Annotated in this window: 17 protein-coding genes and 2 pseudogenes; 8 read left to right on the plus strand and 11 right to left on the minus strand. The window is 72.5% G+C overall.

From position 1 onward, the window contains the following. Positions 1-342: 342 nt before the first annotated feature. The 4 genes and pseudogenes from JD77_RS27010 to JD77_RS34235 all read left to right on the plus strand — a co-directional run. Positions 343-2565, plus strand: a complete 2223-nt coding sequence (locus tag JD77_RS27010) for a helix-turn-helix domain-containing protein (RefSeq protein ID WP_170286556.1) — start codon at positions 343-345, stop codon at positions 2563-2565. Positions 2566-2624: 59 nt separating this feature from the next. Further along, a complete protein-coding gene (locus JD77_RS27015; RefSeq protein WP_145776716.1) occupies positions 2625-2900 on the plus strand; it encodes a MarR family transcriptional regulator in 276 nt (91 codons plus the stop codon). Beyond that, complete coding sequence (locus JD77_RS27020; protein ID WP_145776717.1) at positions 2870-3526, plus strand: hypothetical protein; 657 nt, start codon at positions 2870-2872, stop codon at positions 3524-3526. Before JD77_RS27015 ends, JD77_RS27020 begins: the two co-directional genes overlap by 31 nt. Before the next feature lie 166 nt (positions 3527-3692). Then, a pseudogene (locus JD77_RS34235) lies at positions 3693-3971 on the plus strand (M23 family metallopeptidase); the annotation flags it as partial. A gap of 307 nt (positions 3972-4278) precedes the next feature. On the opposite strand, the gene JD77_RS27030 reads toward JD77_RS34235, so the two are convergent. The 5 genes from JD77_RS27030 to JD77_RS27050 form a co-directional block, all read right to left on the minus strand. Further along, positions 4279-5574 carry a phosphotransferase family protein gene (locus tag JD77_RS27030; protein ID WP_145776718.1) on the minus strand — a complete coding sequence of 432 codons (1296 nt, stop codon included), beginning with the start codon at positions 5572-5574 and terminating at the stop codon, positions 4279-4281. Next, a complete protein-coding gene (locus JD77_RS27035) occupies positions 5571-8609 on the minus strand; it encodes an MFS transporter (protein WP_145776719.1) in 3039 nt (1012 codons plus the stop codon). Before JD77_RS27035 ends, JD77_RS27030 begins: the two co-directional genes overlap by 4 nt. 182 nt (positions 8610-8791) lie before the next feature. Then, positions 8792-9901 carry a glycoside hydrolase family 26 protein gene (locus tag JD77_RS27040; protein ID WP_145776720.1) on the minus strand — a complete coding sequence of 370 codons (1110 nt, stop codon included), beginning with the start codon at positions 9899-9901 and terminating at the stop codon, positions 8792-8794. Then, positions 9898-11742, minus strand: coding sequence for a glycosyltransferase family 2 protein (locus JD77_RS27045; protein WP_145776721.1), 1845 nt, complete (start codon positions 11740-11742; stop codon positions 9898-9900). Before JD77_RS27045 ends, JD77_RS27040 begins: the two co-directional genes overlap by 4 nt. A 186-nt stretch (positions 11743-11928) precedes the next feature. Next, positions 11929-13470 carry a glycosyltransferase family 39 protein gene (locus JD77_RS27050; protein WP_246140986.1) on the minus strand — a complete coding sequence of 514 codons (1542 nt, stop codon included), beginning with the start codon at positions 13468-13470 and terminating at the stop codon, positions 11929-11931. 290 nt (positions 13471-13760) lie between these two features. Here JD77_RS27050 and JD77_RS27055 point away from each other — a divergent pair, with 290 nt between their 5' ends. Then, positions 13761-14384 carry a CG0192-related protein gene (locus JD77_RS27055; RefSeq protein ID WP_145776722.1) on the plus strand — a complete coding sequence of 208 codons (624 nt, stop codon included), beginning with the start codon at positions 13761-13763 and terminating at the stop codon, positions 14382-14384. A gap of 75 nt (positions 14385-14459) precedes the next feature. Here the strand turns inward: JD77_RS27055 and JD77_RS27060 are convergent, their stop codons facing one another. Then, positions 14460-14720 carry a hypothetical protein gene (locus JD77_RS27060; protein WP_145776723.1) on the minus strand — a complete coding sequence of 87 codons (261 nt, stop codon included), beginning with the start codon at positions 14718-14720 and terminating at the stop codon, positions 14460-14462. A 217-nt stretch (positions 14721-14937) separates the two neighbouring features. Here JD77_RS27060 and JD77_RS27065 point away from each other — a divergent pair, with 217 nt between their 5' ends. Beyond that, positions 14938-15264: a hypothetical protein gene (locus JD77_RS27065; protein WP_145776724.1), complete on the plus strand. Its 327-nt coding sequence runs from the start codon at positions 14938-14940 to the stop codon at positions 15262-15264. A 129-nt stretch (positions 15265-15393) separates the two neighbouring features. Here JD77_RS27065 and JD77_RS27070 read toward each other — a convergent pair whose 3' ends face one another. The 5 genes and pseudogenes from JD77_RS27070 to JD77_RS35695 form a co-directional block, all read right to left on the minus strand. Beyond that, on the minus strand, positions 15394-15690 hold the full coding sequence (locus JD77_RS27070; RefSeq protein WP_145776725.1) for a MoaD/ThiS family protein: 297 nt from the start codon (positions 15688-15690) through the stop codon (positions 15394-15396). After that, on the minus strand, positions 15687-16802 hold the full coding sequence (locus JD77_RS27075; RefSeq protein ID WP_145776726.1) for a WD40/YVTN/BNR-like repeat-containing protein: 1116 nt from the start codon (positions 16800-16802) through the stop codon (positions 15687-15689). Before JD77_RS27075 ends, JD77_RS27070 begins: the two co-directional genes overlap by 4 nt. Before the next feature lie 139 nt (positions 16803-16941). After that, positions 16942-17559 carry a dihydrofolate reductase family protein gene (locus JD77_RS27080; protein WP_145776727.1) on the minus strand — a complete coding sequence of 206 codons (618 nt, stop codon included), beginning with the start codon at positions 17557-17559 and terminating at the stop codon, positions 16942-16944. Between the two features lie 184 nt (positions 17560-17743). Continuing rightward, a complete protein-coding gene (locus JD77_RS27085; protein ID WP_211372689.1) occupies positions 17744-18841 on the minus strand; it encodes an alkaline phosphatase D family protein in 1098 nt (365 codons plus the stop codon). Next, a pseudogene (locus JD77_RS35695) lies at positions 18841-19134 on the minus strand (PhoD-like phosphatase N-terminal domain-containing protein); the annotation flags it as partial. The gene JD77_RS27085 and the pseudogene JD77_RS35695, both read right to left, overlap by 1 nt. A 235-nt stretch (positions 19135-19369) precedes the next feature. Between JD77_RS35695 and JD77_RS27090 the strand changes: the two are divergent. Beyond that, entirely contained in the window at positions 19370-19570 is a 201-nt protein-coding gene (locus tag JD77_RS27090) for a helix-turn-helix transcriptional regulator (RefSeq protein WP_145776728.1), read from the plus strand. A gap of 527 nt (positions 19571-20097) precedes the next feature. Beyond that, positions 20098-20433, plus strand: coding sequence for a nucleotide pyrophosphohydrolase (locus tag JD77_RS27100; RefSeq protein ID WP_145776729.1), 336 nt, complete (start codon positions 20098-20100; stop codon positions 20431-20433). The last annotated feature ends 127 nt before the right edge of the window (positions 20434-20560 follow it).

Consider the following 20560-nt stretch of genomic DNA (forward strand, 5'->3'; position numbering starts at 1 on the left):
TGGCTGGACCACGGAGCTACCGCGCCGATACCCGGGCCGGCACCCGCCTCGCCGACGGACACGGACCTGCCACAGCTGCCCGGGCCGTGGGACGACCCGGACGCCCCCACCACGCCGGCCTGGCCGACAGGGTGGGCAGAACCGGCGGAGCCGATGGAGTGGACGGAACCGGGATGGCCGGTTCCCGGCACGGCTGCGACCGACGAGCACGGTGCGGCGATATCCACCGACTTCGGCCAGCCCAGCATCGACGATCAGGCCGACGACGGCAGCAGGAACCTCGACGACTGGGCCGACGACGGCGGGAACCTCGGCGACTGGGCCATCGGGCAGGGGCCGGACATGGACTGGCAACCACCCCTCACGGTGGCCCGCACCGACGCCGGCACCATCCACACCGGCGACACCCCCCACCACCCCACCGACGAGCCACCCACCACACCCGCCCCACTGCACCCCCACCAACCCCAACCCACCGCCAGCAGCCGACAGGTACGCCACCCGGACGAGGCCCGGGCCCTGTTCGACCAACACGCCGACCACATCGCCACCACCACAGCGCAGCGAGACCAACTGCGGCAGTTGTGGCACGCCCTGATCGACCGGATGGACGACAACGGAACCATCACCGCCACCGAGTCAGACCTCGCCAAGGCGACAGCCACACCGCAGCAGACGGTGCATGACCGGATCGGGATATTGCGCGACCGTGGTCTGCTGCAGCGGGTCCAAGAAGCACACCGTGGCGGGGCGGCGCGGTACGGGGTGAGCGACCCGGGCCGGCCCCGGCAAGCACCGCTGCCCGCCCCTGCCCTCGGACCAAACCGCCCACAAGGTGAAGATCTGTCCTGGCTGGACCACGGAGCTACGGCGCCGATACCCGGGCCGGCACCCGCCTCGCCGACGGACACGAGCCTGCCACAGCTGCCCGGGCCGTGGGACGACCCGGACGCCCCCACCACGCCGGCCTGGCCGACAGGGTGGGCAGAACCGGCGGAGCCGATGGGGTGGGCGGAACCGGGGTGGCCGGTTCCCGGCACGGCTGCGACCCACGAGCACGGTGCGGCGATCTCCACCGACCCCGGCCAGCCCAGCAATCAGGCCGGCCAGGGCAGCGACAACCTCGACGACTGGGCCACCCACGAGATGGACCCAGCCGATTTACTCGATGTGGACCCGGCCGACCTGCTCTACCTGCTTGAGGCCGTGGGCACGGAACCCGACCCCGAACGGCAACCGATGCATCCGCCCCGGCCGCAGACCCCGCCCCGCCCGACATCGTGGCCGCAACCCAACGGCGACCAGCCCAGCCAGTCCCCCGGGACTCAGTCGATCCCGCCCGGACCAGGCACGCAGAATCCGGCACCTCAATCGCCGACGCCCGAGCCGGTTCCCGGCATGGATGTGACCCACGAGCACGGTGCGGCGATCTCCACCGACTTCGGCCAGCCCAGCATCGACGATCAGGCCGACTACGGCAGCAGGAACCTCGACGACTGGGCCGACGACGGCGGGAACCTCGACGACTGGGCCGGCGACGGCGGGAACCTCGGCGACTGGGCCATCGGGCAGGGGCCGGACATGGACTGGCAACCATCCCTCACGCCACCCCCAGCGGTGACCCACACCGACGCCGGCACCATCCACACCGGCGACACCCCCCACCACCCCACCGACGAGCCACCCACCACACCCGCCCCACTGCATCCCGACCAACCCCAACCCACCGCCGGCAGCCGACAGGTACGCCACCCGGACGAGGCCCGGGCCCTGTTCGACCAACACGCCGACCACATCGCCACCACAACGTCCCGGCCGACGGGGCGGGCAGAACCGGCGGAGCCGGATCCCGGCATGGATGTGACCGACGAGCACGGTGCGGCGATCTCCACCCACCCCGGCCAGCCCAGCATCGACGATCAGGCCGACGACGGCGGCGGGAACCTCGGCGACTGGGCCATCGGGCAGGGGCCGGACATGGACTGGCAACCATCCCTCACGCCACCCCCAGCGGTGACCCACACCGACGCCGGCACCATCCACACCGGCGACACCCCCCACCACCCCACCGACGAGCCACCCACCACACCCGCCCCACTGCACCCCGACCAACCCCAACCCACCGCCACCAGCCGACAGGTACGCCACCCGGACGAGGCCCGGGCCCTGTTCGACCAACACGCCAACCACATCGCCACCACAACGTCCCGGCCGACGGGGCGGGCAGAACCGGCGGAGCCGGATCCCGGCACGGATGTGACCGACGAGCACGGTGCGGCGATCTCCACCCACCCCGGCCAGCCCAACATCGACGATCAGGCCGACGACGGCGGCGGGAACCTCGGCGACTGGGCCATCGGGCAGGGGCCGGACATGGACTGGCAACCACCCCTCACGCCACCCCCAGCGGTGACCCACACCGACGCCGGCACCATCCACACCGGCGATGCCCCCACCACCCCACCGACGAGCCACCCACCACACCCACCCCACTGCACCCCGACCAACACCAACCCGCCGCCACCAGCCGACAGGTACGCCACCCGGACGAGGCCCGGGCCCTGATCGACCAACACGCCGACCACATCGCCGCCACCACAGCGCAGCGAGACCAACTGCGGCAGTTGTGGCACGCCCTGATCAACCACATGGACGACAACGGAACCATCACCGCCAGCGAGTCAGACCTCGCCAAGGCGACATCCACACCGCAGCCGACGGTGCATGACCGGATCGGGGTATTGCGCGACCGTGGTCTGCTGCAGCGGGTCCAGGAAGCACACCGTGGCGGGGCGGCGCGGTACGGGGTGAGCGACCCGGGCCGGCCCGGCAAGCACCGCTGCCCGCCCCTCCCGAGGGCAGCCGGTGGGTGCACAACCCGGACGAGGCCCGGGCCCTGATCGACCTGCACGCCGACCACATCGCCACCACCACAGCGCAGCGGGACCAGCTGCGGCAGTTGTGGCACGCCCTGATCGACCGGATGGACGACAACGGAACCATCACCGCCAGCGAGTCAGACCTCACCGCGGCGACATCCATATGGCAGCAGAGGGTGCGTACCCGGATCGGGGTACTGCGCGACCGTGGTCTGCTGCAGCTGGTCCAGGAAGGCCATGGTCGTGTGGGGGCGCGGTACAGAGTGACCGACCCGGGTCAGCCCCGGCAAGCACCGCTGCCCGCCCCTCCCGAGGGCAGCCGGTGGGTGCACAACCCGGACGAGGCCCGAGCCCTGTTCGACCAACACGCCGACCACATCGCCACCACCACACCGCAGCGGGACCAGCTGCGGCAGTTGTGGCACGCCCTGATCGACCGCATGGACGACAACGGAACCATCACCGCCAGCGAGCCAGACCTCGCCAGGGCGACATCCGCAAAGCAGTCGACGGTGCATCGCCGCATCGCGGCATTACTGCGCGGCAGAGCTCTGCTGCAGCTGATCCAGAAAGGTCACGGCAGCGTGGCGGCGCGGTACCGGGTGAGCGATCCGGGTCAGCCCCGGCGGACCGTGTCAAGGGACTGAGGCCAGTGGGAGTCAAGCCTCGATCCGTGGACGAGCCCTCGGGTTGATCCCGCTTGCGAATTGGTGGATCTTGCTGATGAGGTGTGCTGATCCGATGCCCAGCGTGCTCGGTCCCGCTCGTTGGCAGGTGTGGATGCCGGGGTTGGCGGAGATTCGCGCCCTGTCCGCCGGCAACTACATCGTCATCGACAACGGTGGCGGCTGGGAGACGTACTACTTCCACCTCGCGGCCTACTCGGTCGCCAACGGCCAGGCGGTCCAGCAGGGACAACAGATCGGCACCACCGGCAGCACCGGCAACTCGTCCGGGGCGAACATCCACTACGAGCAGCTCTACAACGGCGTGGGGCAGACCATCGTGATCAACGGCGTCTCGCTCGCGCCGTACCCCGGCTCGTACAACCAGAAGTACCTGACCAGCGACAACGGCTGCGGCGGCGGCACCGCGTTCTGGACCTGGGGCTCGGGCGTGCGCGTCCGTTCCGACGCGTACCTGTCCTCCCCGACCGTGACCACCCTGGCCGGCCCGACGTTGGTCTACGTGCTGTGCCAGAAGCAGGGCGACTGGGTGAACGCCGAGGGCTACAGCAACAACTGGTGGTCCAAGCTGCGCGACCAGCGGGGCTTCATCACCAACATCTACATCGACCATCCGGCGTCGCAGCTACCGGGCGTACCCATCTGTTAGTCAACTCGGGCGCGAAGGGCGAGGGCCGGATTCGGCCCTCGCCCCTTCTTGTCGCGCCTGCGGGTCACTGGGGATCCGGCCAGCCCGTCAGGCCCGCGCCCCGGCCGGCGTGCGCGTCCTGCACCCGGCGGGCCCACAGGTACGCCATCGGCAGGTAGTCGAACTCGTACGCCGGCCCCATCCGCTCGGCCAGGTCGGCGAACTTGACCAACTCGAAGAGGGCGGCGACGGGCCGGGCGACCTGCCATGCCTCCAGCAGCACGCCGGGCGGCGCGACCTGCCGCCAGCCCTCCAGGTACGCCGCGACGTGCCGGCGGGCGTCCGGCTCACCGACGGCGTGCAGCCAGCCGCCCAGGTCGAGCAGCGGGTGGGACACGGTGGCGAAGCTCCAGTCGAACAGCAGCGGGCCCGCCGGCCGGTCGGCGGCATTGTGCTGGTGGAAGTCGCCGTGCACCAGGCTCAGTGGCAGGTCGAAGTCGTCCAGTTCGGCACACCGGTCCTGCAGCCACAGCCCGACCCGGGTCAGCCTGGCCCGATCCGGCGTCCCGGACGGCTGCCACAGCTCGGGGCGCCGCAGCAGCGCCGGCACCCGACCGGCCAGGTCGTCCAGGGTGCGGGTCGGGCAGCCCGCCTCGCGCAGCGGGGCGGGCCGCCCGACCGTGCCGACCTGGATCCGGGCCAGCATCCGCAGGGCGGCGGCCGCGTCCCGCACCGGCGGCTGGGCGCCGAAGTCCGCGCTCAGCCACCAGCCATCCTCCGGCGAGGCGGCCAGCACCTGCGGCACCGCGTCGAGCCAGGTGCGCGCGAGGTGGCCGATGAGCCGCGGCTCGTGCGCCAGGTGCGGCAGCCCGGCCTTGAGGAACACCCGGCCGGCGGAGGTCGGGGCGCACAGCACGCTCGACGTCGTCCAGTGCCGGATCTGCGCGACCGGCCCCGTCCGCCGCGCCCCCTGCGCGGCCAACGTGGCGTCGACCCAGTCGACGGCGCGGGCGTGCCAGCCGGGTCGGAACCACGCCGGCCGCGTCGCGGGCTCGGGCCGGTCGAGCCACTCGCGGACGGTGCCGGCGCCGAACGCGGCCGCGTCGAACCAGGCGTACCCGCCGGTCGGCTCGCCGCGCACCGGCTCCGCCGCGAACACGGTGGCGTCCAGCGGCTCCAGCAGCGCCACCGTCACACCGGTCTCGGCGGCCACCGCGCCCGGCACCTGGCTGCTCGGCGGCGGCCAGGTACCGGGCAGCCGCAGCCGGGGCGGGGCGGGGCCGTCGCCGTCGCGGCGGCCGAGGATCCGCTGCCGGTCGGCCGTGGCGACGATCACCTCGACCTCGACCGGCCCGGCGATCGAAGGGGCGGCGGCGGTCACGGCCGCCGCCCCGCGACGAGCTCGGACGCCCGGGGCCGGGACGCGACAACCGGCCCGGTCGCCGCCGGGTCCCGGCGGTGCTGCAACGACTGCACGCCGACGAGGTCGTCGGGAATGGCGTCGGGGGCCTCGGTGTCGAACCGCGCGATGGCCTTGATCCGGGACGACACCAGGACGAGGACGGCGATGGCGAGCCCCGCCAGCACGTAGACGAGCGCGATGCCCCGACCCTCGCCCACCCCGACCAGCCGGCCGGCGGTCGGGGCGAGCGCCCCGCCGGGCATCAGCTTCGGCCCGAAGAACGCCGTCGCGGCCGGTGCCAGCACGGCGAAGCCGACACGACGCGGGCGTTGAGCAGCCCCTCCCGGCCGCGGCAGGGTGGACCAGGAGATCATCTGGTTGAGGGCGGCGGCCCGCCCGTGGTACCGCTGGGGGATCTTCACCTGCACGATCGCCCGGTAGATGCCGGTGGTCATGGTCAGCCCGGCCGCGATCCCGCAGGCGCCGGCCGCCACCAGCGCCAGGTCGGGGCGCAGGCCGACGAGGACGCAGGACAGGGCGATGGCGAGGATGGCCAGCAGCACGCCGCGCATCGGCCGGCGGGCCGGGCCGCCCCAGACGGCCACCACGAGCCCGGCCAGGGTGGCGCCCAGCCCGGACAGGAACGACACCCGGGCCACGTCGCCGATGTCGCCGGAGGACAGCACCAGCGGGCTGGTCAGGATCAGCGGCGGGGCCAGGAAGACGTTCAGCACCAGGAAGAAGATCAGCATCGCCCGCAGGTGCCGGTGGCCCCAGGAGTACCGGAAGCCGTTGGCGATCTCGGCGGTGAGCGTCTCGCGCCGGTGCCAGCCCATCATCGCCGGCCAGCGGATCAGCGCGGTGACCCCGACGGCGACGGTGTAGCTGACGATGTCGAGCACCAGGATGCCGTCCAGCCCGATGGTGGCCAGCGCGCCGGCCGCGACCAGCGGCACGAACAGGGTGCCGAAGCCGTTGACCATCTCGACCACGCCGATGGCGTGCCGCAGGTACCGCTTGGGGACGAGTTGTGGCACGGACGCCACGTACGCCAGGCGTTGGAAGGCCGTCGCCACCGACAGCGCGACCATCAGGCTGTACAGGTGCCAGAGCTGGAGGGTGTCGGTCCAGAGCAGGAGGCCGAGCGTGAACTGGATGGCCAGGGCCGCGCCGGAGCCGCCGAGCAGCACCAGGCGGCGGTTGGAGCGGTCCACGACCGCGCCGGCCAGCGGCGCGACCACCAGGCCCGGGACGAGGCCGAGGGTGACGAAGAGCGCGAGCCGGGCGACCGAGCCGGTCTCCAGGTAGATCCAGATGGGGATGGCCCAGGCGGTGAAGGCCGAGCCGATCAGGGAGACCAGCTGGCCGCTGGCGACGCCGAGGAACCGGCGCATGCTCGGCTCGACCGGCCGGCGCCGCGGTGCCGCCGCCGGGGCGCCGCCGCGCTCCGCCGGGTCGGTCCGGTCGGCGGTTCCGGCCCGGCCGGCGCGGTGTACGTCGTGCAGCCACCAGTCGCTGTCCGCGCCCCGGCTGGCCAGGGTCAGTGCCGCGCCGTCGTCCTCCTCGATCGCCCGGTGCGTGGTGGTGACGATCTCGGCCAGCTCCGTGGCGCGGTACCGGTTGAAGTAGTGGCCGCCCTCGTCGAGCACCACGAGCACGCAGGTGTCGGAGAGGAACTCCCACTCGCGGAAGCGTTCCTCGTAGTAGTCCGTGGCCGGGTCCTGCTCCCCGATGACCGAGATGACCGGCGCGTTGATCTTGGTGACGCGGCTGTCCAGCAGCCCGCCGTAGTAGTCCTCCGCGCTGCGGGTGTCGTGCCGCATGTTGCGGATGATCCGGTTGGCCTCCTCGAGGCCCAGCTCCTCGATGTCGACGCCGCGGCCGATCAGCCGGTTGATGAAGGTGCGGTTGCTGAGCAGCGGCTCCATGTCGGCCACCCGGGACAGCCGGTTGAGGATCCCCCGGGGCCGGGCGAACGGGAAGATGCCGCCGACGTACACGGCGTCGAGTTCCCGGCCGGCGGCCTCCAGCTTGCGGGCCACCGCCACGACGAGGGCGCTGCCGATGCCGCAGTGCCCGTAGAGGACCAGCGGGCCCGTCACGTCCCGGAGGATCTCGGCCACGCAGCCGTCGACCAGGTCGGCGAACTCCATCGTGTCCTGCGACCCGCCGGCCTCCTCGCCGTGGATGGCCACCGAGTACAGCCGGTGGCCGGCCGGCATCGCCTCGGCCAGCGCCTGGTAGATCGCCGCGCTGCCGCCGCCGTAGGGCACGCAGACGTAGGACGACACCAGCTCGCCGGCCGGGATCGGCCGGGTCAGCTCGTGCAGCAGCCGGGCCGGCGCGGCCTCGCCGGCCGGCTCGTCGAGCAGCCGGGCGAGCTCGCGGACAGTCCGGCAGCGGAACAGGTCCATCAGGGACACCGAGCCGCTGCCGCCGGCCGCCTCGACGCCGCGACGGATCCGGGTGACGGCCTGGGTGGCGAGCAGCGAGTGCCCGCCGATGAGGAAGAAGTCGTCGTCGATGCCGACCCGCTCGGTCTTCAGCAGCTCCGCCCAGATCCCGGCGATGAGCCGCTCGTTCGCGGTGCGCGGCTCGGCGAACTCCTGCTCCGCCTGCTGGGTGACGTCCGGGTCCGGCAACGCGCGGTGGTCCAGCTTGCCGTTCGGGGTCAGCGGCAGCGCGTCGAGCAGCACGAACGCCGCCGGCACCATGTACTCGGCGAGGCTGTGCCCGACGTGGTCGCGCAGCTGCCCGGCGGTCGGCCGGTCGCCGTCGGGGGCCGGCACGACGTACGCCACCAGCCGCCGGTCGCCGCCCGCGTCCTCGTTGACCAGCACCGCCGCCGTGCGCACGGCCGGGTGGCTCTGCAGGGCCGCCTCGATCTCGCCGAGCTCGATCCGGTAGCCGCGGATCTTGACCTGCCGGTCCACCCGGCCCAGGTATTCCAGCGTCCCGTCGGGCAGCCAGCGGACCCGGTCCCCGGTGCGGTACATCGCCGGCGCCGTTGGCATCGGTATTCGACGATACTAGTGAGTTCAACCGGCCGGCCCTCTCCGTTAAACCTCCATTCACAACTGGCCGTTAGACCCCTTGCCGGTCCACAGTGGTCCATGACCACGGAACGCGGAGACGTCCGCCGGGATAATTCGCCGTACGGTCACGCCGCGTCGGGCGGGCGGGCGGGCGATGGCGCCTACTTCGGCAGGTCGGTGCGCGGGAGCGTGTGCGGCGACCAGCCGAAGTCGTACTGGGGTACGGCGATCGCGTCGGCGAAGGCCCTGGCCACGGCGGGTGAGCTGACGACGCGCCAGTCCCGCTCCTTGTTCACCTCGAACCAGATGACGCCGATGACCTCCCGGTGGCTCGGCAGATCCCGGAACGTCTCGGTGATCCACTCGGCCTTGCGTCCACCGGCGTCGGAGGCGCCGGTCTCGGTGATGACCAGCGGCCGGCCGCTGAAGCCGCGGATCTCGTCGATGCTCCGCTTGAAGATCGCGTCGAAGGACAGGTAGGCCGCGAAGGCCCCCGTGCCGTAGTAGCCGGAGAGGCCGACCCAGTCGACGTAGGCGTCGCCCGGGTAGAACGTCGACAGCTCCGGGGTCGAGTCGTCCCATCGCACGTTCGGGCTCCACACCCAGATGACGTTGGTCGCCCCCACCGACTCGAACAGGTCGTGGACGTGCCGCCACGCCCTGACGTAGTCGCCCGGCCGGTTGCCGTTGACCGACTCGCACCACGGGTACCAGTCGCCGTTCATCTCGTGGGCGAAGCGGATGGCGACCGGGTAGCCGAGCGACCTGATCCCCTCGGCCCAGGACCGCAGGTGGCCGTCGAGGCTCCCGTCGGCGATGCGGGACAGCCGGTACTCGGGCTGGTTGGCCCGGATCTTGTCGATGTCGCGGTTCTTCAGGCCCTTCTTCCGGTGCTCCTCGTCCACGCGTTGGTCCCACGGCTCCCAGCCCAGCATCGGCAGCATGCCGCGGCCGCTGATCCGGTCGAACAGGGCCCGGTCGAACGGGGTCGCGGTCCACCCCGCGCTGAAGAGCATCACCTGTGGCTGGCGCCGTGCGGCCGCGGTGAACGCGTCCACCGGCGCGAAGTCGTACGGTCCCTCGCGGGTCATGACGCCGATGAACGTCTTGCCGGCCGGCGGGAAGAGCGCCGGGGCGGGTCGGGCCGACGCGCTCGAGCCGACCGGCTCCCGTCCCCGCGGCGCGGCCCGCGGCGCGATGGCGAAGGCGTACGTCAGCAGCAGCGCGCAGACCAGGGCCATCATGACGCGCGGGACGCTCAGCCGCGTCACGGGGCACCCCGCTCGGCCGTCACCCGCGACCTCGGCGGGCGGCGCCCGCGCGTGGCGCGGGTGGCCGTGTCGGGGCGGTGCCGGCCGCGCCGGCGGGCGCCGCGCGGGTCGGGTGCGCGGCGGGCCGCCAGGCCCGACCCGATCGCGATCAGCGGCGGGAGCAGACCCGTCAGCAGGGTCAGGATCGGCCACACCCGGAGCAGGGCCACGTCGTGGTCCAGCGCGAAGCTCGCCCCGAGGAGGGCGGCGGCGAAGACCGCCCACGCGAAGTGCAGGCGGAACGTGCCGAGCGACTCGGTGGTGCGCAGCTTGCCCTTGGCGGTGACCACGAACGCGAGCTTGCGGCGCAGCAGCGCCCCGACGGCGGCGGCCACGTAGACGGGGCCGGTGAACAGCGCCAGCGCCATGCCGACCAGGCCGATCTCCTCCCGTTCGTGGGGGGCGATGTTGAAGCGGCGCAGCCAGAGCCACAGCGCGAACCAGGTGCCGATGGTCGAGCCCCACAGCGCCGACCAGACGGTCACGTCGAGTTGGGCGGTGCCCACGCCGGTGAGCAGGTACAGGGCGGTGGCGAGGTTGCCCAGCAGGAGGCTGACGGCCACGCTCGGGTAGTAGAACTGGAGCAGCCGGTACTGCCAGCGCCGCCGCGGGCGCAGTTGGCGCGGCGCGCGCAGGTCGGGGCGTACCAGGATCTCGCAGATGCCGGCCGCCCACCGCTTCTGCTGGTTGAAGTAGTCCGCCCACGAGGTGGGGCCCTCACCGATGGCCACCACGTCGGGGGTGTAGACGCCCTTCCACGGTCTGCCGGTCTCGGGGTTGGCGGCGGCGTGGACCCGGATGCTGGTCAGGTGGTCCTCGATGATGGAGTCCTGGTAGCCGCCGATGCTGCGCCACGCCGCCGGTCGGTAGAGGTGGCCGGTGCCGGTGAGCAGCGGGGCGTCCAGGCCGTTCCCGCCGCGCGCGATGAGCCCGTTGTAGAGGTACTGCTGCACCGAGGCGCCGTGGGCGACCCAGTTCTGGTGCATGTTGCCGTAGACCTGCGGGGTCACCACGAAGGCGACGTCCGGGTCGCGGAAGTAGCCGAGCGTACGTTCGAGGAAGCCCGGCAGCGGCACGTGGTCCGGGTCGACGTTGGCGACCACGTCGTAGCGGTGCTCGTGCTCGGCCCGCCAGGCGTTGTGGTTGCCCGACTTCGTCCTGGCCCGGAACTCCCCGCGCGGCTGGTTGTACCGCGGGCGGCCCTTGCGGCTGAAGTGGTGCACCCCGAGGCGCGTGGCCATCTCCTTCACCGCCGGGTCGTCGCCCTCGTCGAGGATCCACACGTCGACCCGGCCGCAGTACACGATCTGCCGCATCCGGCGCAGTGTCCGCTCGGCGACGTCGATGGGCTCCTTGCTGGGCACGATCGTGGTGAGCAGGGCGACCCGCAGGCCCACCGGCGGGTCCACCGGGACCGGGTCCCTGGCGTGGAACGCGAACACCCAGACCACCACGTTCTGCGCGAGGCGGATCAGCTCCACGCCGACGACCACGCAGAAGCCGAGCCGGGCCGCGATGGTCTGCCAGCTCCCGAGCCCGGTCACGCCCGGCCCGGGTACGTGCGCGGGCAGCAGCAGCCAGGCGATGAACAGCACGCCGGCGGCGCTGTTGACACCGACGAGCAGCGTCAGGACCAGCCGGGACGCGGGCGAGAGGACGTGGCGGAACCGGACCGCCGCGTCCGGGTGCGTCGGCGCGACCAGCGGTCCGGCGGTCGTCCCGCACGCCGCGTACGCGAGGCGGGCCCGGATGTTGCGCTGGCGGCGGTCGGGGCGCCGGCCGGACGGGGCGCGGGTCGACATGACGGCCGGAAGGCCGCCCGGAGTGCGCTCCTCCGCGGCTTGAGACAAGCGTGTATCGCTGGCGACGCCCACGTTCCCCCCATGACTGGCTGCTGTTCGCCACGAACTCGGCCTCGGCTGATCCTATGCGGGCAATTCGGGCAAAAGGCGTGGATCGGGCGAGCCGGCCTCGCGCCCGGGCCGCGCCTACACGGCCGCGTCCTCGTCGACCAGCAGGGCCAGCGTGAGCCCCGTCGGCCGCCAGACCTGCGCCACCCGGTACGTCGTGCGCAGCACCCGCTCCTTCTCGCCGGCGATCCCATGCAGCGGGTCCGCCCGCTCACCGACCCGGACCACCCACAGCCGCCGCGTGTCCCGCAGGCCGCCGGCGACGTCGGCGCGTTCGGTGGGCGGGCGCAGCCCCACGACGTCCCGTGACGCCTGCGCGAGCACGTCCGCCGGCCGTCGGTCGGCGGGAAGGTAGCGGGCCACGAGGTTCCGGCCGGCCCGGCCGCCGCCCGCGTCGCTCAGGCCGTAGACGACGCCGTCGCCGGGCCGCATCCCGCGTTCGATGATCGCGGCGAGCTGGCGGGTGCCCTGCTGGTGCCCGTCCGGTTCCCGCAGGGCCAGTTGCGCGGGCGCGCCCGTCACCGCGATCGCCGCCAGCACCACCACCTGGCACACGAGGTGCGCCCGGGCCAGGGCGACCGCGGCGAGCACCGCCCACGCCGGGAGCGTGAAGAGCAGGCCCTGTGGCAGCCAGACCGGCACCGCCTGCGCCAGGAGCAGCAGCGCCACCGGCGGCACCACCGCCCACGCGGTGAAGACGGCGGCGGAGGACCGCAACGGAAGACTGAACAACGCCAGGAGCAGCAGGACGGCCCCCAGCGCGGCGACGCCGAACAGCTCCCGGGGCGCCGCGGCCAGCGCCGCCAGGTCCGGAACCCGGACGGCCGGCGCGCCGGGCAGCCCGCCGAGCCGGACCAGAGCGGCCGCGGGGAGCACGCCGAGGACCGCGGCGACCAGCCAGCGGCCGGCCACGGTACGCCGGAAGGCGAGCACGGCCCAGCCGTGCCCGGCGAGCAGCAGCAGCCCGTGGACGTGGCACAGGCCCAGCACCAGCACGGCGGCTCCGTAGGCGGCGAAGCGCCCGAACGTCGGCCGGTCGACGGCCCGGCCGAGCAGCAGCGTGGCGAGCACGGCGGCGAGCACGGTCAGCGCGTACGGCTGCGCCTCCTGCGCGTACCGGGTCGACGTGGGCAGCAGCGCGAGGACCACCCCGGCCAGCAGGCCCACGCGCGGTGTGAACAGCCGGGCCCCCAACACCCCGACGAGGGCCGCCGCGGCGGTCATGGCCAGCATCGACGGTACGCGCAACGCCAGGTCGGACGTGCCGAAGAGCTCCACCCAGGCGCGCATCAGCAACTGGTAGGGCGCGGCGGCGACGTCGTCCCCGCGCAGCGTGGACCAGGCCTCGCGCCACGACGCCGTGGCCGCACGCCAGGTGGCGAGCTCGTCCCTGCCGAGGCCGGGCGCGCCGGCGCCGGCGAGGCTCAGCGCGGCCATCAGCAGCGCCGGTACGAGCCACGCGACGGCGGGCGGCCGGTGGGGCCCGGCGGGCCCGACGCCGGGGGCGGAGCGGTGGCCTTCGCCCCCGGGTGCCCCCCGGCCCTCGCCCCAGGGGTCCTCCGCGCCGACCTCGGCCGGCCGCAGCCTGGGCAGGACTATCGTGTCCGCGTCCTTCAACATGTCTCACGCATTCCTGTGGATCCGGCGATCGAGCCCACGGCCGAGCCGCCCCGCGCGGCGTCCGGCCGGCGCCCCGGCGCGCGGATCGGGCTGCGCGCCGGCGCCGGGAAGCCTGGGTTGTTACCGGGCGCCACCAGGAGCATAGTGAGACAAACTTGGACAAGTTACACGGTTGCCGCATAAGCGGTCCAACGGACTACGGCGCCCGCTGCCGACCCGAACGGGCGGGACCGGACAGGCGCGCGCCCCGCCCGCGTGGCCTCGCCCGGCCACTCTCTACGATTCGGCGTATGGCGCTGCTGCACCGGGCGACACTGCACCCGACTAAGCTCGAACTCCTGGCCGGGTGGCTGCCCGGCCGCCCGTGGTACGAGGGGCCGGCGGGCGACGTCGTACGGGTGGCGTCCTGCCGCTTCGACGACCCGGCGGGCGAGGTCGGGATCGAGACCCTCCTCGTGCGGGTCGGCGACGGACCGGTGCACCAGGTCCCGCTCACCTACCGGAGCGCGCCGCTCGACGGCGGCGACGACCGGCTGGTCGGCACCGCCGAGCACTCCACGCTCGGCCGCCGCTGGGTGTACGACGGGTGCGGCGACCCGGTCTACGCCGCCGCCCTGGCCAACGCCATCCTCGGCGGCCCCGGCCAGGCCGAGGAATACTTCGAGGTCGACGGCCAACGCCGGTTCCGCGAGCCCGACATGGCGGTGACCGGCAGCGGCGGCGGTGACGTTCCCGAGGTCGGCGCGCTGCGGCGCGTCGTGGACGGCGACCCCACAATCATCGTGACCGACGCCGTGGAACTCGCGGTCGTCCGCCGCCTCGACGGCACGGCCGCGCCGGCCGGCGCCCGGCTGACCGGCACCTGGGGCGGCCAACCGACGCCGGTGCCGCTGGCGTACGCCGCGCCGCGCTGAGCCGTACCCGTCCGTGCCGTCGGCGCGGCCCGGGGCGGCCCGGGGCGGCTCCCCCGATGCGCTTCTGCTGGCCGGTCAGCAGGACGCGGTCAGTGTGGCTTTCCAGGTGTGCGCGGAACCGGCCGGCGAAGAGGTGGTGCTGACCTCGACGCAGGACGAGCTGTACGCCCGCATCTGGGCCTCGGCGTCGGCGTGCGCGTCGGACGGGATGGCTCCGTACCCGACGAAGGTCCTCGTCTCGGCGGCGGCCGCGGGACCCGCGGCCAGCGCGACACCTGGTACCAGGGCGGCGGTCAGCGCGGCGCCGGCGACGGCCCTCGTCACTCTCCCGTTCATGCGACCTCCCGAACTGTCGTGGCCAACTGGCTGACAGTGACGCTCGTCGAAGGATGCGCCCCACCGGCAGCCTCGGCACGTTTCGCCCGCGCACACCGCCGACTCGCGGTTCGGTGGAGATCGGTGAAGTTCGGGGAGCACCCCGTCCGCCGCCTCGGCACCCTCCTCGGCGGCGGCCTCCGCCTCGGCACCGTCCCCGTCCGCCGCGGCGGCCGGCGTGAGCGACAAGGACCTCTGCGAGTCCGCGAAGAAGGCCAGCGACGAAATGAAGACGAAGCTGGTCGCTGCCGTGCAGGCCGGCAAGGAGTCGGACCCGGCCATGTTCAAGGAGATCCTGACCGGGCTGGAGCAGAAGTTCACCACGGCGGTCTCCTCCGGCGGCGACAGCAAGGTGGCCACCGCCATGAAGCAGTTCGCCACGGAGGCCGGCAAGGCCGCGTCGGCCGCGGACCCGGCCACCGCCGCCGACAACCCCGCCTTCGAGAAGGCCGGCGCGGACCTCACCGCCGCCCGCAAGACGGCCGGGGTCACCGTCAACCTCTGACGGCGCGCCGACCAGCCCAGACGAATCCCCCAGGGCCCGTTCGTGCTGGTCGGCGGCCGGCAGGACCTGCTCTGCCAGGCGGCGTGGGCACACGGTGAGCCGGCGCTCGCGGGCCCCCGCCGCGGTGAGCTATCCGCCGGCCATCGCTCCCAGGATGATGAACGGTTCCTCGCCTGCGGCGACCGGCTCGGGCAGCGGCGCGTCGGGCGACTCGTTGGACAGGTCCTCCTGGCACGCGTAGAAGCGGACGAACGCCCGGCGCTTGCCGCTGTGCCGGTCGCGGATCGTGCCGAGCAGCATCGGATACCGCGCCTCGAGGCTGTCCAGCACCAGGCGCTGGGTTGCCGGGCCGGTCACGTCCAGCCGTACCTCGCCGGTGACGTGCGCCAGGTTCTTCAGGTGGGCCGGGAGGACGACCCGGATCACGGCAGCGCCTGGACTTCCACAGAGAGCACCGCCGGCAGGTCCCGGACGATGGGCGCCCAACTGTCGCCGCCGTCGGCCGAGTGGTAGACCTGGCCACCGGTGGTGCCGAAGTAGATCCCGCACGGGTCGAGCGTGTCGACCGCCATCGCGTCGCGCAGGACGTTGACGTAGCAGTGGGACTGCGGCAGGCCCCTGGTCAACGGCTCCCACTCCTCGCCACCGGTGCGGCTGCGGTAGACGCGCAGCTTGCCCTCCGGCGGGTAGTGCTCGGAGTCGCTCTTGATCGGCACGACGTACACGGTCTCCGGCTCGTGCGCGTGCACCGCGATCGGGAACCCGAAGTCCGACGGCAGGTTGCCGCTGATCTCGCGCCAGCTCGCGCCGGCGTCGTCGGTGCGCATGACGTCCCAGTGCTTCTGCATGAACAGGGTGTCCGGCCGGGTGGGGTGCTGGGCGATGCGGTGCACGCAGTGGCCGACCTCGGAGTCCTGGTCGGGGATCTCGCCCGAGCGCAGGCCCTTGTTGATCGGCAGCCAGCTGGCGCCGGCGTCGTCGCTGCGGAAGGCGCCCGCCGCCGAGATGGCGACGTAGATCCGGTCCTTGTTCGCCGCGTCGAGGATGATCGTGTGCAGGCACATGCCGCCCGCGCCGGGCTGCCATTCCGGCCCGGTGCGGTGGGTACGCAGGGCCGTCAGCTCGGTCCACTTCTGGCCGCCGTCGGTGGTGACGTAGAGGGCGGCGTCCTCGGCGCCGGCGTAGACGGTGTCGGGGTCGTCGCGGGACGGCTCCAGGTGCCAGATGCGCTTGAACTCCCACGGGCGCGGCGTGCCGTCGTACCACAGGTGCTCGCCGACGTCGCCGGCATAGGCGAAGTCGTTACCGACCGTGGTCCAGCTCTTCCCGCCGTCGTCGGACCGCTGGATCAACTGGCCGAACCAGCCGCCGGACTGGGACGCGTAGAGCCGGTCCGGGTCGGCGGGCGACCCGGTGAGGTGGTAGATCTCCCAGCCGCCGAAGTGCGGCCCCTCGACCGTCCAGTCGTCGCGCCTGCCGTCCGACGTCAATACGAAGGCACCCTTGCGCGTGCCCACCAGCACCCTCACGCCGCTCATATCCTCATCCTTCTCCTCGTTTCCCCTGGGCAGGCCGTCCGCCACGCGGGACTCGCCGGTCTACGCCAGTCGTACCCCGGGGGTACGACGTGATTCGGCGCCTCGACCGAATCGGGAGCTGAGCAACGCCCGCCCGGTGTTACCGCTCGGGCGTCGACAGGTGAGCTTTCGCGTCCTCGTACGTGGCGTCGCCGACCGACTCGGCCGGGCCGTAGACGAGGTTCAGCACGCCGGTCCTGAATGCCTGGGACGAGACCAGGGTGAGCGGGAGCGGGGGAAGGCCCTCCTCGAACAGCCGCGTTCCCCTGCGTACGGCGATCGGATGCACCAGCAGGTGCAGCTCGTCCACCAACCCCGCGTCCAGCAACTGCCGGACGACGGAGACCGAGCCGCTCATGCCGATGGTTCCGGCACCGGGCTCGTTCTTCAACGCGATGACGGCCTCGACGAGGTCACCCCGCAGCTGTTCGGAGTTCCGCCAGCTGAACCGGAGCTGCTGGCGCGACACGACGATCTTGCGGGCGTCGCCGAGCTTCCTGGCGAAGGGGGCGTCCTGCCCGCCGGCCGCCTCCCGGTCGGGCCACGCCCCGGCGAAGCTGTCGTAGGTCCTGCGACCCAACAGCAGGGTGTCCGCCGCGCCGAGGGTGGCGTCCACGGCGGCGCCCATCTCGTCGTTGAAGTACGGGAAGTGCCACTGGTCGGGCGCCTCGACGACGCCGTCGAGCGCGACGAACAGACCTGCCTTGATCTTCTTCATGCCGGGTCCCCCACGTGGTCGGTGAGCGCCCGACATCCACCGGGACCGCGTGAGCGCGGTGACCTCGTCGGTCGCGTCCCCGCAACCCTAGGCCAGCGGCCCCGCGCCGCCCGCTCCGCGACCACCAGCCACCACCGTGTCCGAACCGCCGTCGGGAGGCCGGGCGGTGTGCGGACGGGCTGGCTCAGGCCGGTACGGCTCCCGGCCGTCCCGCCTCGACCTCCCAGCGGGCGGTGGTGGACGCGGGAGCGTCGGGCGAGTCGACGGAGGCGACCGAGCGCTCCTCGGTCAGCCAGCGCGACCGGTCGACGTCCATGCGCAGCCACCCGTGGGTGCGGCCGTTGAAGTACCGCACCCACGGGTTGAACGCCGGATTCGACCCCTCCACCACCGGCAGCAGCTCGGCCGGGAAGTCCGACGTGATCGAGGTGGACACGAACTCGGTGGCGACCACCGGCGAGGCCGGGTCGTCGAAGTTGAGCTTCAGGTCGCTCACCCAGGTCGAGTGGATGTCGCCGGCCAGCACGACCGGGTTCGTCGCGCCGCTGGCCCGTACCGCGGACAGCAGGCGGGCCCGCTGCGGCGAGTAGCCGTCCCACTGGTCGAGGTTGCCGACCGACGCCGGCGGCGGGTTGAGGAAGCGGGCCGCCGCCATCATCACCTGCTGGCCGAGCACGTTCCACAGCGCCGGCGACGCGCGCAGCCCGTCGAGCAGCCAGGACTCCTGCTCCGGGCCGGTCAGGGTGCCGGCCGCGTTCGCGGCGCCCAGCGCCAACGGGCCGAGGTCGCCCGGCGCGTCGCCGGGCTGGTTGGTGCGGTACTGGCGGGTGTCGAGCATGTTCAGCCGCAGCAGGGTGCCGAAGTCGAGGCGGCGGTAGATGCGCAGGCCCGGCGAGCCGGGCAGGTACGACGCCCGGATCGGGGTGTGCTCGTACCACGCCTGGTAGGCGTTCGCCCGCTGGACCGCGAACTCCTGCCGCGTCTGGTGGCGCTGGGCGTACGGCAGGTCGTCCTGGCTGTCGTCGAGGTCGGCGTAGTTGTCCTCGGCCTCGTGGTCGTCCCAGATCGCGACGAACGGGAACGCGCGGTGCGCGGCCTGGAGTTGGCCGTCCGTGCGGTAGAGCGCGTGCCGGTTGCGGAAGTCCGCGAGGGTCGACAGTTGCCCGGCATCCACGGCGGTCCCCGACGACGGATTGTGCTGCCGGACCGCCTCCGTTCTCGGGTCCCCCTCGTAGATGTAGTCACCGAGGTGGAGCACGAGATCCAGGTCGAACTCGGCCATGTCCCGGTAGGCAGCGGATCGCGGACCAGCCGGGTCCAGAGCACGACGCCGTCCGGCAGCGGATCGCCGCTCGCCACCCCCAGGCCGAACGGGTTCCAGGACGGCGGACCGGCGTACGCCAGACTCGCGTTCCCGGCGACGGCCGCGGTCCCGGCCAGGGCCGCGGCCCCGACGAGGAGCCTGCGCTGCCCGACACCTTGCTGCTCAGCCTGCTTGCCCACGGCCTTTCCTTCCTGACGACGGTCGAGGCGATCGGACTCGGCACGGTGGGGCTCGGGGGGCCGCGGGGCCACCGTACCAGTGCATCATGGCCTGCCGCGGCGACGCCGTCCACTATGGAGTCGATCCCCGGTCAGGGGCGAAGGCGGCGGGCGCAGGGGCCGTCCACCGCCTACCCATGGCCCTCCCGTCCTTACTGACCGCAAACTCCAGCGTGAACAGATGGACAGCCTACACGCACATAGGCAGATCAGGAGTGCGTCTGCACAGGGAGCAGGTGTTCAGTTCGCGTGCTCCTACCGTCGACACATGGGGAAGCTACGACTGGTGGCGAGCCAGGAGGTGCAGGAGATGCTCCGCGTCTCCCGTACGCGCGCCTACCAGATCACCAACTCGAAGACCTTCCCCGACCCCGTGGCCGTCCTGTCGGTCGGGCGGATCTGGCGGGCTGAGGACGTGGAGCGGTGGATCAGAGACCACCGACCGGATCTTCAGGACGCGGAAGAGTAGCCCCGATCCCTCTCCAACCCCACCCTCGCTGGTCAGCTCGATCAGCGGACTGGCTAACTCAGGTGCAGCGCACTCCTTCGGATCTGGCTCCGTAAAGACGGAGGACAAGACGCTGCTGGGTGTCGGGCGCGGTGTCGCGGGCCACCGCGTACCGGTACATGGTGAAGGACGTAGCGGTCCTCGCCGCCCAGTGCACCCGGCCTGCAGGAGGCGTTGCAGCGGGTCGCCGGCGACGGCTGGTCGTGCGTGACCCTGAACGGCAAGTTGTTCGACTGCGGCTTCCGAGGACGTGGACAGAGTGGTCAAACGCAACGAGTACGCCGCCGCCGGCATCGGGCAGTACTGGATGATCAGCCAAGATCCGGCCCAGACCGGCACCGTGCACCAAGAGCCAACAACGCGTTGATCTCGGCTGGCACGTCGCCCAGCCTCCCAGGTGGCGCTCAGGCAGCCAGGGGTCGCGGCTACATTCCACTCTGCTCGGTGTCCACACCGACCGCATTCACCCGCACGGAAGGGAACCCCAGATGGATCACCTCATGCGTGAGGTACGGGCTTTCGCAGAGGCGCGGGATTGGCAGCAGTTCCACACCCCGAAGAACCTCGCCATGGCCCTCGCCGGGGAGGTCGGAGAACTGCTGGCCGAGTTCCAATGGCTGACTCCCGAGCAATCTGCCCAGGTCATGTCCGACCTCGAAGCGGGCGTCCGCGTGAAGGCGGAGATCGGCGACGTCATGATCTACCTGACCAGGCTCGCCGACGTCCTGGGCATCGACCTGACCGATGCGGCGCTCACGAAGTTGAATGAGGTGGCCGTCCGCTACCCCGTTGACGAGGCAAGGGGATCGGCCGCGAAGCGGTAAGGCAGCCGACAGCAGGGGTCATGGCGAGGATTTGATCTCTTCGCTACAGTCCACGGCATCAGAGCGCGTAACGACGGGCTTCCGGCCGTGGCCGGACACGCCCCCCATGCGCACGATCACTTCGTGC

The organism is Micromonospora olivasterospora (assembly GCF_007830265.1).
GTDB lineage: Bacteria > Actinomycetota > Actinomycetes > Mycobacteriales > Micromonosporaceae > Micromonospora > Micromonospora olivasterospora.